The 13,240-nt window shown below is 56.8% G+C and carries 10 protein-coding genes; 5 read left to right on the top strand and 5 right to left on the bottom strand.

Features of this window, described 5'->3' with window-relative positions:
- Positions 1 to 389: 389 nt before the first annotated feature.
- Positions 390 to 986 (bottom strand): hypothetical protein, encoded by a 597-nt coding sequence (locus J2045_RS09670; RefSeq protein WP_307372101.1) that lies wholly within the window; start codon positions 984 to 986, stop codon positions 390 to 392.
- A gap of 351 nt (positions 987 to 1,337) precedes the next feature.
- On the opposite strand from J2045_RS09670, the gene J2045_RS09665 reads away from it, so the two are divergent.
- From J2045_RS09665 to J2045_RS09655, 3 genes are all read left to right on the top strand, one after another.
- The gene (locus tag J2045_RS09665; RefSeq protein ID WP_307372099.1) at positions 1,338 to 2,015 is read left to right on the top strand and encodes a Fic family protein; all 678 of its coding nucleotides are present in this window, start codon (positions 1,338 to 1,340) and stop codon (positions 2,013 to 2,015) included.
- Between the two features lie 500 nt (positions 2,016 to 2,515).
- A complete protein-coding gene (locus tag J2045_RS09660; protein ID WP_307372097.1) occupies positions 2,516 to 3,388 on the top strand; it encodes a hypothetical protein in 873 nt (290 codons plus the stop codon).
- A 408-nt stretch (positions 3,389 to 3,796) separates the two neighbouring features.
- Entirely contained in the window at positions 3,797 to 5,731 is a 1,935-nt protein-coding gene (locus J2045_RS09655) for a DNA cytosine methyltransferase (protein WP_307372095.1), read from the top strand.
- Between the two features lie 120 nt (positions 5,732 to 5,851).
- On the opposite strand, the gene J2045_RS09650 is transcribed toward J2045_RS09655, so the two are convergent.
- On the bottom strand, positions 5,852 to 7,726 hold the full coding sequence (locus J2045_RS09650; protein WP_307372093.1) for an AAA family ATPase: 1,875 nt from the start codon (positions 7,724 to 7,726) through the stop codon (positions 5,852 to 5,854).
- A gap of 10 nt (positions 7,727 to 7,736) precedes the next feature.
- A complete protein-coding gene (locus tag J2045_RS09645; RefSeq protein WP_307372091.1) occupies positions 7,737 to 8,537 on the bottom strand; it encodes a hypothetical protein in 801 nt (266 codons plus the stop codon).
- A gap of 121 nt (positions 8,538 to 8,658) precedes the next feature.
- Between J2045_RS09645 and J2045_RS09640 the strand changes: the two genes are divergently transcribed.
- Positions 8,659 to 9,072 (top strand): MerR family transcriptional regulator, encoded by a 414-nt coding sequence (locus J2045_RS09640; RefSeq protein ID WP_307372088.1) that lies wholly within the window; start codon positions 8,659 to 8,661, stop codon positions 9,070 to 9,072.
- 226 nt (positions 9,073 to 9,298) lie between these two features.
- Here the strand turns inward: J2045_RS09640 and J2045_RS09635 are convergent, their stop codons facing one another.
- Positions 9,299 to 9,910, bottom strand: a complete 612-nt coding sequence (locus tag J2045_RS09635; protein ID WP_307372086.1) for a hypothetical protein — start codon at positions 9,908 to 9,910, stop codon at positions 9,299 to 9,301.
- A gap of 398 nt (positions 9,911 to 10,308) precedes the next feature.
- On the opposite strand from J2045_RS09635, the gene J2045_RS09630 reads away from it, so the two are divergent.
- Positions 10,309 to 12,516 (top strand): DNA cytosine methyltransferase, encoded by a 2,208-nt coding sequence (locus tag J2045_RS09630; RefSeq protein ID WP_307372084.1) that lies wholly within the window; start codon positions 10,309 to 10,311, stop codon positions 12,514 to 12,516.
- Here J2045_RS09630 and J2045_RS09625 read toward each other — a convergent pair.
- Positions 12,503 to 13,147 carry a hypothetical protein gene (locus tag J2045_RS09625; protein ID WP_307372082.1) on the bottom strand — a complete coding sequence of 215 codons (645 nt, stop codon included), beginning with the start codon at positions 13,145 to 13,147 and terminating at the stop codon, positions 12,503 to 12,505. The genes J2045_RS09630 and J2045_RS09625 overlap by 14 nt on opposite strands.
- Between the last annotated feature and the right edge of the window lie 93 nt (positions 13,148 to 13,240).

Below are 13,240 nucleotides of genomic sequence, written 5' to 3'. Positions count from 1 at the left end.
GACATCATCTCCAGAATAGGGCCGAAGCAGTCGTTAGAGGGCTGATTTGGGCTTGTCCGAGATGGGATGGGAAGCCGTCAGGAAGCTTTCGGAATTTGGGACAAGAAAGCAGAAGCCCTCGATTTGCAAATTGCTCCCAGCAAGATCCGGTTGCTCGGGACCGGGCGGCGAACGTGCCGGAGTTGGAGGCTGAAGCCTGTAGGACGGCAGCCACTTTCCATCACCCAGCGAAACAAGTCGGCTGATGAAGTTCGGAACTGCCAAAATGGTGGACAGCGGCCTATTTTCGCAGATCGGTGGTCTTGCCGGCGCCAATCGGCGAGTTCGCTCATGGAGCACTATCTGGAATAACCGCAGAAGCTAACCGCGGTCATTGGAGCTGTCACCTGTCAGCGGTACTTCGACTCAATCAGCCACGAAGCAGACGGCTTATGACCATTCCGGATAGCGTCCCTATAATAGTCGACTATGCTATCGATGGCACGGTGCATGGCATAGGCCGCATCGTCATCGAAATCGCGACTTGGCCAATAGGGACCGGCTTGTCCTGGGGCATGAATCGCGTGAGATCGGATGAACCGGGTGTAGCCATTGCCCATGTCCTCGAGATGGATCTCGATCACGGTGGCTATGCCTTTTAAACAAAAGCGCACCCGCATCACATGAAGATCGAGAATGTCTAACGCCGGATCGTCAAACAACGCCGGGATGTAGCGGGCCGAATGGTGGAGGTCTGGGAAATCAAGCGCGTCGGGCGCTGAGTTGCCTGAAAGCTCAACGAGACGATGAGAGAAGGCTGCCTCGTTGAAACGGATGAATATCCCCTCCCCGCCGGCTTTGATTCTGGCCAGCAGCGCCGCATGTGTGCGGGCGCCGCAACCGCGAGCGATAGCCTCGGTCAGGTGCACTGAACCAGCGTTGCACTGCTCACGTAACGAGCGCTTCAGGGCTTGGAGATAGGTGTTAGTTAGCTGGACGACACTCATGGCCGATCCTTTTCATCATGCGGCCGAAGTTCGTCGCTTATGCATCGACCCCGGATGAAGAGGACGACAGTGGAAGTCCATAACGAAATCCCTTTTGACTCGACGAAAAGTCTGGCGGGATGGCCAGGCACTGTTAATACCATGATGACGTGCTCTTCGCAAGCGGAGCCCATCATGTGAAGTTTGGTTCGACCAGCATCTGGTTTATATGCGTGCAACCCGGCAAACCTTCGGAGAACACGGTTCCTTGATCCGAATGTAGAAATCGGATCGTCCGGCCTGAATGGGTAAGCAAAGCTTGTTGTTTATGACTGGCGTTATGTGCTTAGTGGGTCGCGTACTGGAGTTGCCATGTCACAAACAACACCACCGCCTTGGCAGGCGCATTCAGCTTCTGACTATGACATCAAGATGCGGTCTAGATGTGGTATCTTGTTAGATGAAATCATGCTAAGCGGGACCCGTCGCCAAAGTATCTTGGCCGACCCCCGCGGTGTACACCGTGAGCTGTTCGCAGACTTCACTCCGACCGGTTATGAAGAATACGCTGGGACCTACCGAGGTGAACCCGGCACGACGCTCGAGGGCCGTATTGCATTTTCGAACAGTCAGCTCGGTCAAGACGGCTATCGGTTCGTCTCGGCGGGGGATGTCGCCAAGCACATGCAGGACCTCAGAGCAAATATCACGTCGGCCTTGGCCACTCGAGGCACCCACGCAGATAACCTCCTCCGCGCCGCGATGGTATTCGGGTACTTTGGGACGATTCATCCTTTTCTGGACGGGAACGGCCACGTGCAGCGCGCGATATTCGCAGCCATGATCACGGAGTTCGGCTACCCGCTGAACTCTCGTTTCGCGCTGCACCCCAGGCCATTCGATGCGCTGCTCGCAATCGCTTTGGAATTGTTTGCAAGGAGAGGTCAGAAGCAGGCCGAAGGTGCGTTGATCGCTGAATATCTAGGCTATTGGGTCGATGGGCCCTTCGCCAATGCTGGCGGCACTCTGGCGCCAAGTGATCTGTACTAGGACAGTAACGCCTGCGCTGCTGCGCAATTTTTCGCATTGACAGGCAGATTCTATCGCGAGGCCTATGTCAACTTACTAACCCTCGCGAGGTTTTCCTTTATGACCGCAAATGAGATCGGATCAAGACGTTCGTGATTGCTCAGGGAAAGACCGCTTTTGGCGCAAAGTGGACATCATCTCCGGAATGGGGCCGTGATCGGGCGGTCCGCCTCCAACCCTTCGAAAGCGATAGCAGCCGCTAGATCTAGCGCAGCCACGCTAGCTCAGCCCTCGTTGGCGGAGGCTTTCCGTTACCCACAGGTCCGGTTTGCATGGTCCGGCTCATATGGGACTCCAACAAAGCTGCCTTGCGTTTCCTATATGCCGAATGAGTTGGTCAGGGTTTGCGCTCATTTGCGTACCTGGCACTCAGGATGCCTCTACACGCTAACAGAGTTCCACCTCCTTAACCGGATAGCCGTACGAACACTTGATCAGCTCACAGTCCTGAAGAATCTCGAATGTCCATTTTTCCGAACGCTACAATGATCCCGGTAATCGACCACCTCAAGCAGATGGAGGAATGGTTCAACGCGAACGCTCGCGATAGCGGACTCGATATCACACTAGATGTCGGGCAATGCCTGCCACAGCTCCGTAATCCGGGAATGTTCCTAGCCGCTGACATGATGCGTGCCTACGAGCATTGCCGGGTATCTGAAGGACAGGTCTCCGTCGCGGTTCGGGCAATCGCCCAAATCATCTCGCAAACTCAAGGCCTGGGGCTCATCGACAGCAAGCACCTCGAGGTATCAACAGGCACGGCGATCATGATGATGTTCGCTTGTCCGGTGGTCTTTCTGATTTCAGGAATCCGATACGTGCCGCTGTACATGACCGCGAATGAGCACCGGAAGTTAGCCGAGGCCCATGCAAGGATTCGAGGCTTCCTCAAGCTCTATGGCGAAATCGGGATCAAGCGGACCACTCTGTTGGCAGTAGCTGACTTGCAGCGACAGGACGACGAACTGGACCTGGTGACCTACCTCGACGGGCTTCTCGATGCAGATCGCTACCCCTGCGGCCAAGACTTCCTCACAGAGATCGCGTCGGCATCCACCACAAGGCGCAAGCCAGGTGGGCTGGCGCAGAACCTTGATCATTTTGGACGATGGGCCACTGAGAACGAGCATGAACCGATGATCATTCTTGAACACATGCTCTGCACATCAGGAAGATCTTTGGGCGCTAAGGGATCGGGTCCAAGTCCGGTGGCTCGGGCGTTGAAAGAAATTGGCACCGATACCCGAAATGGAGACAGACGCAGCCTAATACTCGGCGTCTATCCAGGCGCCGCAGCGCAACCTTCGTTGAGCTCTGCCTGGATGGCGTAGCCTAACTGTCAGGTTGGAACTTGGACATGAGAGTTACGGCTCAAGCCTTGGATGCTCTGCAAGGCCGTGCGACATTCGTTGCAGCACTCGAACGGATGCCACAAGTATCCAGCAGTTGAACCGAAGACTATTCGCCATCCTTGAATGTGCTTTCAAAACGGCAGCCACAGCCTGCAGCAGATCATCAACTACGATGATTCCCAGGCTCTCACAATGCGGCAACGAAAAGTTCTGGGTATCCATTCTAGTGGTCCGCATATCAGGTCGATTTCGTTCTATTCTGATTCAAGAATGTCATCCATCATCATGAAATCATTGGTCGATCGCATTTGATGTAATCCTTTACCTTGGGCTTAAGGCGTGTACCGTTATCGGTCCCTGATCGATTTTGGCACAGTAGGTAGTGGCATGAATCCTAAGGCAGAAGCACTGGCGGCGGCGAAGGGGCGCATCATGGAGTTGCAGTCCCAAGTGCTGGAGCGAATCCTCAAGATGGCCGCTGAAGTTGAGAAGCTTACAGCGATCGTTACCGAGCGCGAGGCACGTGAATTTCTCCGGGTCACCTGCAATATGCCATACTCCGAGCTGTCAACGTATGCGAACTTCGCCAGCTCGCTTAAGGGCTGCGAGGATACGCTGAGAAAGGGGCGCGCATCCTTTCCGGTCGTAAAGGCGCTTGTATCTGCGGAGGAAGAATCCCGTACCGAAATACTGGAGAGAATGGAGATCGGCTCCCGGATCTCGACCAAGGACATCACAGCCATCCGTAAGCGGCTTAAGGAAGCCAAACTCACCCCTGACGAAGTTATGGCCAACCGGAACGGCAAGCTGACGGCTGCGGCTGCCCGTCGGCAAGGTGCTGTTGCCGCAGCGGACTTCCAGGAGCGCCTTTACGAGTTCGTCCGAGAAATCCTTCCAATCAAGAAGGCGACCGACCTTGGCTCCGACGAAATCAAGTCAGCGGCCGGAGCTTTGCGGGCTGAATTCGAAGGCCTATTCGGCGTCGACCACCGTTCACCCGGAGAGTTGAAGCCACGTTCCCGCGAGCGGGATATTGCGAGTGCCCACTTTGCCTTGGTCCAACTGAATGAGGGTTCGCTCCCATGGGCGACTGACGTTGGCGACTGGGAAGAAGGCGGCCATCATCCTTGGTTAGTTTCGCTCCTCTCTTTCACAGGACGCGCGCCGAACGCTCCTTCCCTCGGATGGACGGCTCCGAAACCGGTGGCCGAGGCTCCCGAGAGGCTTACAGTCGTGGAGCTGTGTGCTGGAGCCGGAGGGATGTCTATTGGCCTAGAGCGTGCAGGCTTTGAACACGTTGGGCTGTTCGAATTCGACCGCGATGCTGCGTCCACATTGCGGACTAACAGACCCGACTGGACGGTAATCGAGGGCGACATCAAAGCCCTCGACTTCACCCCATACCAGACACTAGGGGTCGACTTGGTTGCAGGAGGCCTACCGTGCCAGCCGTATTCTTCCGAAGGATACGGATATGGAAAGGAGGACCCCCGTGACCTATTCCCGGACGCTGTCAGGATCGTGAGGGAAGTTAAACCGAAGGCGTTCCTCTTCGAGAATGTTGAGGGGCTACTGCATGGAAAGCACAGCGACCACATCGCCGACGTCCTGAAGGGATTTCGAAAGGCTGGGTACCAGACCGAAATCCACCGAATCCAGGCGGGTGACTTCGCGATTGCACAGGTCCGTCGCCGCGTGCTGGTCGTCGGTTTACGTGACGATATCGCTGACGCGTTCCGGATGCCCCCTGCGTTTCCGGCCCGACGCCTGAACATCGGTGATGCCCTCGTTGATTTGATGGCAGCGAATGGATGGGACGGCGCCCAAGATTGGGCACGCCAGCGAAGAGAGCAGCCTGTTGTGGATCGGAATGGCGCACTGGTTGCATATGGAGCCCAGGCATCGACGGTCGTCACTGGCAGCGGCAAACGCCGCCGGAACGAAAAGGCTGTGCAGAAGGCCATGGGTTACGACACAACTGGATCTCCGGACCAAGCTCCGACTTCCGAGGAAGCATCAAATCCTGGGTTCATGCCGTCTCTGACACTGGGCATGAGAGCGCGGCTTCAAAACTTCGATGACGACTGGCGCTTCGAAGGCGGGAAACAGGCTAAGGCGCGTCAGATCGGGAATGCGGTGCCTCCTCGATTGGCACAGGCAGTCGGCATGTCGCTGTATTCCGCAATCAAAGGAGTGCAATGGGACTGGGAGGCTGCACTTTGGCCGGAGCGCGATGAGCGCGTTGTAATGGAGGCGCCCCCGCTGAAGATGCGAGAGGACGGATCCGAGCACTTATCGGCGCCAGTTTTTGAGAAGACCTGACCACTACCCGGTTGTTGGTTGAAGCGCCGGAACCTGTTCCCGGCGCTTCGGTCGCTGTTGGCGAGACCTACATCGAGGCTTTGGCTTTCGCTGCGCCTGGACACAACACGCCGCTTCTTCTCATCCCGCTGACGATTTTCCACGCTTGTCGCGGAAGAGCTGTGACACCTCCCGACCAAGCATCACTTCTCGCTCCATCAAGATGGCGACAATCGCTTTAATGACCCCATCCTGCTCCTGGATGATCTCTTCAGCCCGCACCAACTGCTCTTCAAGTAAGCGCTCCACACGCCGTCGCAGAATGGAGTCGGATCGGCGCAGTTGGTCGAGTTCTGCGGAGGTCGAGACATCGTGGAACTGCAGAGCTTCCAGCCCGAGATTAGCGAACATCAGCGTCGCCAGATCAACCGCCCGCTGCAAATCTGAACCCAACTGCCCTCCTGCTCCATCATACTCGGTGCCTAGGTAGACGCGCTCTGCAGCCATGCCGCCCATCAACATCGCAATCTCGTCCAGGTAGGACTCTCGAGTCCGGTTATGGACCGTCGGTCGATACCACTGCACCTGTCCGCAGGAGTCATCTCGGTGTCCGAATTCTTTCGCCACCACAATGTTCTCGACAATGCCGATTTCGAGGACGAGGCCGACCACCGCATGACCTGCTTCGTGCAAGCAGGTGGAGTATCTGTCCGTTCCCTGAAGCGGCATGATTGGGGGTACCAAGTTCATGAGGTCGGCAATGTCCACCTCCCTGCCCGCCCGCCTGGCCTTTCGCCTGGCATCGCGAACAAGCTGCTCGATGTGGGAACCGGAGTAGCCGCCGATGGCCGCGACGATTTCTTTAAGCTGATCCTTTGAAATTGCTTCTGCCAGATGATGGCACAGGATCTGCTCCCGCGCCGCCCGGTCCGGCAGGTCGATAGCGAAGTGGCGGTCCAGGCGGCCAGGCCTGCGAAGGGCAGGATCAACGTTTCCGGGATAGTTGCTTGCGGCGACGACCACTACGCCCTCGCGCCGATCCGAACCGTCGAGCAACTCGAGCAGTGCGTTGACGACCTGCACCGAGTAGTCGGCATTTGGCCCCCTAAACGTCATGCGATTTCCAATCGAGTCGATTTCATCAATGAGCAGCACTGTTGGGGCCTGCTCGCTCGCAGACCTAAAGGTCGCTCGCATGGCACCAAGCATGTCGCCTAGATGCCCCTTCGCCTGCCACTGAGCACTCGAAGCAGGGATGAAAGTTGCCCCGCATGACTCAGCGAGCGCGCTGGCAAATAGTGTTTTCCCCGTGCCAGGTGGACCGGACAACAGAACCCCAGCGTCGACATCACGCCACGGAATGCTGCCCTTTCGCCATGCCGCGAGATCCTGCACAAGATCGAGTGCCCATGCCTTGGCCACCCCATACCCTTCCAGATCTTCGATCCGCGGCTTTGATTTCTGGCTGGGAGCATTTTCGACCTGACCCAGCTTTTGGCGCACGACTTCCAATGGTCGGCCCCGCCTCATTGCCATGAACAGCCGTCTGGTCGGATAGGCGCACAGCAACTGAGCATCGACAAACGTCATGTCCATGCCCCACGTCTCCTTTGCGGCAGCCAGGAGGTGACTCGGCTTAACGGGGCCCACGTCGACCACACGATCGACTGCAAGCAGAATGCCCTGAGGTAAGACAGCACCATGTTCAACGAGAACGATGACGCATTCCCCACGGGATACTGCAATCATTGCCTCCGCTGACTGAGTTCGGTTCTGCCTGTCCAGGAAAACCCGTGTGATCGAGTACTTCTTTGCGAGTTCAAGCTGAGTAAGTAGCTTACCAAGCGCGACCTCATAGCTCTCGAAGTCGGTGTCCGGAGGAAACACGAGAGCCACGGTACGATCGCGATCTGGTCCCTTTAGAAAGAAGCCGCATTTTCTCAGCGCGACTTTGATTGCGTGAGTATAAGTGATGGTTTCGAGCGTCGCAGGACGCTGGACTGCCGTTCGAGACATGATGGCCTCCTTACTTATCGGAGCGGCGGAGAACACTGTCCGGCCCTAGAAGGGCCTCAGACAGATCGACATCAAGGGTGCCTGAGAGGATCAGTGCCGCGATCGAGTGCATAGGCTTGCTCTCACGGATCACTGAAAGGCCTTCTGCAAGGGTCAGCGTACCGTACTCCTCAAGGGCCGCTAGGACGCGCACCCGGTCACCAAGCGGCACCTCCGAACCCGCATATCGCATCAAGTCTTTTGCATTCTTGAGGAAGACCGGATCCAGGTCGCGCAGCGATAGGTTTTTGAGCCGATTGCCCGTGCGCTCGGCAACTTTGAGCACCCACGTCGGCGTGGGTTTTGGTTTAGGCTCGACAGTCACGAGGAATGCTTCGGATTCCGTTTCGACAAAAAAGTCCAAAGGCCAATAGCGCGGCCGGACGGCATCGCTATCGTTAACGATGGCCATCGCCAGGCACTTCCAGGAGGTTACTTCACGGTCGAGGTCCAGCATGCAAGCGTAGTCACGCGCTTGCTGGCTACGAAACAGAGGCTGCCCCAGGCATTTCAGGGTGACATGCGGGAAAATGGGACGGTAGTCATCGCGGGAATTGGTATGTGCACGTTTGGCACGAGCAGACGAGGTCGTCATGACCATATCTCCAACCAGAAACAGAATAGGGATAACAGCGGGATCGGTCCCGTAATCCGTCAGCGTATTCGTTTCGTGTGGTTGAAGATTGTGCTCATACATGAACATATAGAGAACAAAATTATTGGCGTCAACGGTACCGCACCGCCTTCGATTGGAGGCAGGGGCGAAATCCATCCTAGGGGAGCTCGGTATCGAGCAATCAGCAGGTGGCAATGAATCCTCTTGCCTCGTTCCGTCGGATGTTCGCCCAATATCAAAACTGTGATATGGTAACGCTCGAGGTTCGGAGGATTCAGTGCTTACGATCGGTGATCTTGCGAAGGCTACGGGTGCCAACATTTCGACAATCCGACACTATGAGCGTGTTGGGTTACTGTCGCCTCCTCAGCGCACGGACGGCAATCAGCGACGGTACCACGAAGACGACATGGCGAGGCTTTCCTTCATCACCCGGTCGAGAGACTTAGGTCTCTCAATGGACGCGATCCGTGACATGCTCCAGCTTGCGAGCCACAATCCGGACTCAGGCGCGGATGCCGATCGCATCATCGGGGCGCAGCTTGCAACGATCAGGACGAAGATCCGCCGCCTGAAGAAACTCCAGATAGAGCTTGAGCGGCTATCTGAAGTCGCGACCGGGAACGAGGGTTCAAGGTGTCGCGTGCTTGACGCGTTGTCAGACGACGATCTGCCAGCGCTTTCAGGCTGACATCTGGCCCAACCGAGCGCGGAAGCTCGCTCAAATCCGCACTTTCACCTTCATATTGGCATGGCCGACGGCGATATGTCGCTGTATCAGCAAAAATAAATGCGAGTTGAGTCAATCCTATAACTATAACAGTTATAGATTTTGTGCTCTGACCTATTGGCGGGCTTTAGTGTTGCCGGTTATGGTCCCTGCATGAAAATCTGAGTAGCAGTCAGATTTAGGATCATTAATCCTTGATCGGACCCGCCTGGGAAAACAGGTCTTCCAATGACTGTTTTTCGGGGTGGAACACGATGCCGAAGCGGCCGTCGATATCGAAAATCACTTGCGGCCCGGATGCCTTAGCACTGTCAAGAACCTCGCGGATGCGGGCTTCTGCCTCCGTCCTGTGCCACGTATTGCCTTTCATGCCGAACTTCCAACCGGGGAACGAAGCGATACCGCATGCCCAGAAATTAGCCCCGCAACACCCTTGCCACTGGACCGTGCCATGCCAGAACGAGTGCTGCTTATCGACACTGATATCGTAAGTCTGGCGGGACGCCAGCGTCCGCCGCCCGGATTGTGCCCGTGGCTCCTTGATGTAGGCACCGGACGCCTGGCGATTTGCTTTCCAGTCATTACGGAACTCATGCGTGGCGTATATCTGCTCCGAGACCGTGCTCCCGATCGCGCGGCGGCGCTCAGAAGATGGATCGCGAATATCATGGCAACAGATTTCGTTTTCCCAGCGATGGGGCCCGAAGTGGCGGAAGTCTACGCGCAGATGACCTCGCTGCCGTGCCTTCGGGACATGTGGACGGCGAACGGCACGGGCAAGAAGAACAGGCTCGGCCACGATCTGATGATATCCGCTGTCTCAATAGTCCACGACGCACCGATTATCACGGCGAACCCCAAGGACTACGTTCGGATAAACACTTGGTTCTCGCTGCCGGGTGTCTACCAGCCACTGGAAGAGCGTTGGTACGTGGAGCCCGATCGCCCCGTATGGCTTCCAGCCCTCAACGCCCGTGAGAAAACTCCGACATCGATCGGGCGGCGGCGCTCTATCAGGGAATGCAGCGAGCAGGCCATAACGATGTGAGAGGGGTGCCTGCAAATTCTCCGACACCTGCTGGTCGAAGAGTGTTTATAATGCCGGTGAAGCGCAAACAAAGTCGGTAAAGTTTTAATCGATCCGTTTCCGGGACAGAAGGTTCCTGCTGCTACATCCCAGTTATTGGGGAGTTGGCGGTGTCGGAAAACCTAACAGAAGAGCGCGACAAGACGAACGTGAACCTGCAAAACAGGATCCAGAAGAATCGTGCCGCCATTGCCAAGGCGCAGTTTGATCTCATTTCCAATGTCGAGACCCTCCGGGCGACGATGCCTGAGCAAGATCTCAAGGTCTTCCTCGTCGTCGAGTGCGGCATATCGAAGTCAGAACTCGCACCCATTCTCTCGTTCAAAGAAACCCTTGGTGGGCACGAAGCGATCCTGAGAAAGCGGTCAATTCCCTTCGCAGTCGTCCGGGCGCTGATCGCAACCGACGTCGAGACACGCAAGGTCGCCCTTGATAGTCTGGCGGCCGGTAACGATGTGGATGTCCATCGGATTGCGAGCCTTCGCCGGAAACTGACGCGACAGAAGATCGGCCCCCGGGTCATGGCCGAACGCGCGCGCAGGAACGCACTGGCGAAGTCTGCCGTCGCGCATGCCCGCGAGACCATCGATCCCTTCAGTCGCTCGGTTGCGGATCTTCTTGATGAGATCGACAGGTTCGTTGATGAGTTCATCCCCTACCCTTCCGGTGACGAGGAGGACTACATCCCTCTAACATCGGATCGCTTCGTCGCAGCTAAGAAGAGCATCGAAGCCCGCGCAAAATCAACGCAATCGGAATTCCGAAGGATATATGGCGAAGTCCGTCCCGTGCCAGGAACCTTTACGATGTGGCGGACCGGATCCCACGCGCAACGCCTCGCGGCAGCCGCAGGAGCCCTCGATCTTTTTGCAAGGGGGAAGTTTGCTTGGGACGGAGGCTTCGCCTTCAAGAACGACTTCTTGTTTAGCACCGAGATCCAGGACGCGCTTGCATACCTGCTACCTTGCGATCCGCCTTCAGAAGCCGAAGTCGTTGATGATGAGAAGCCTAGGAAGCAGCTTCAGTTCCTTGAAATCTGTGCTGGTGCCGGGGGACAGGCAATCGGCCTGATGCAGGCTGGCTTCGCTCCGGTCGGCCTTATCGAGAGGAACATCAACGCCTGCAGGACTCTTCGCAAGAACTACTCGTGGCCTGTCATACGGACAAGCCTCCAACGGCTCTCCTCCGAAGAGTTGCGAAAGCGATATCAAGGGATAGATCTGCTCGCGGGCGGTGTCGAATGCCGTGCGTTCTCCCGGGCGGGAAAGCAAAGGGGTCCGGCCGATCCCAGAAACCTTTTCGACGAAGCCGTCCGATTTGTTAAGGCGATCGAGCCTCGCGCGTTCCTGTTCGAAAATGTCTCCGGTTTCAAAGACCAGAAGTTCCTCGGATATCGGGCGAGCGTCTATCGCCAGCTCGAGGAAGCCGGCTATCACGTGTCGAAGCTCCACACATTGGTCGGCACCGATTTCGGGCTCGCCCAGAAGCGCGAGCGCGTCGTGGTCATGGGCATCCGAAGGTCTGAAGCCGACGGGTTGCATGCGCCTGTTCCCTCCGAAGGCGGCATCACGATGGGCCGTGCATTGAAAGATGTCCTGTTTCCGCACCTGAACCAGGGGAACTCGGCCTATGACAGGTGGGCGAATGGCTGGTTGACGGAACATGGCGCCAAGTCCTCCCACACTGTGCTGGCGAAACTGTATGACCCGAGCACTAAGTTGGCCGAGCACTGGGAAGAGATCGGCTTCAGGATTGATTCCGAGCGTATAGCGGATGGCCCTGCCGAACCGGACCGCGAAGATCTAGCCGGAGTGCTTCCCTATCTAACTATCGAGGTCATCAGAGTTCTGCAGGGCTTCCCGCCCGAGTGGAAATTTGAAGGTAAACTGCCAAGCACCCGGTTCGAACAGATCGGCAATGCGTTCCCTCCGTCGATGGCGAAAGCGGCGGGTCTTTCGATCGCGCGCTCCCTGTCGGGAGACGACTGGCGCGCAAACAAGGAACCGCTATCGCTCTTCAGCGAGGAACGCATCGGGAAGCCTCCGATACGAAAGTCCGGGCCGCTTCTAACTACTCCCGACGTTGACTTTTACCGAAAGGTCGAGGACGACCTTCGCATCGAACTGGACCGCTACAAGCTCGCGAAGAACAAAGTGAAGATTGCCGAATTCAAAGAGTACCTGAAGGCTGCCAAATCCGAGACCAAGGCCGCAATCAAACGGCGCGAGGCGGTTGTCCGCATGTGGAGAAAACGGGCGGAGGAACGGGCCACGGCGCAGGCACTCACTACTGCAGCCGACGCCGTCATCGGTGCTTGAAATTTTGGGCAGTGGTGAAGTGATCCGCGATGACTTCCTCGACTTTCCATTGCGCGGGCTCGCACAGCTTGCTGACGACTTTACCGTTGACTGAAATTTCCAGCTCGCACGAAGTGCTGGCGAAGGTCAGAACCTTTCCTGCCAAGTCCGTGATGGTCAGAAGTTCTGTCTTGCCCCTCCTCTCGATGCTGAAAGGGGGAGCCCCAGGCTCGAAAATGTCGGCGAGCGCCAGGTAGGTCAGAGCGATCGCGTCGTTGACGGCGAAGTCGTCTTTGGCGAAATTCACGATGACGCATTCCTGGATATGGGCACCCACTTCTGCGGCGAACTCCTCCTCCGTATCGAATTCCATCGAATCGACATTGTGGTCCTCGCGATAGAGGTGGCAATAGTAGCCGGTATCTCCCAGCGTCACGTCTTCATGGATCTGGGCGCTCAGGGATGCATGCTCCCATGTCGCAACCTCCGCGCCCGTGTCAGACGGTCCATCGATGTCCAGCCTGATTGGCAGCTTTCGGTTCCCGTATTCGGATCGGAATTCAAGGGTAAGAGAATCGTCACCCGCCTGCCCCCGCATGACGAGCCCCCTCTCCTTCAGGATGTGGCCGAAGCGGTTCTTGATATCGACCATGAGCGGGGCATAATACATCTTCTTATTCTCCTGTTGTCTCGTCGGAAGCTTTCGTCACGCGTGCGCAAGCCACAACGGACGGCCAGGAAGGAT

The sequence above is a fragment of the Peteryoungia aggregata LMG 23059 genome (genome assembly GCF_030814435.1).
Classification (GTDB): domain Bacteria; phylum Pseudomonadota; class Alphaproteobacteria; order Rhizobiales; family Rhizobiaceae; genus Allorhizobium; species Allorhizobium aggregatum.
The sequence above is the reverse complement of the archived record's forward strand: the minus strand, read 5'-3'. Positions and strand labels throughout refer to the sequence as shown.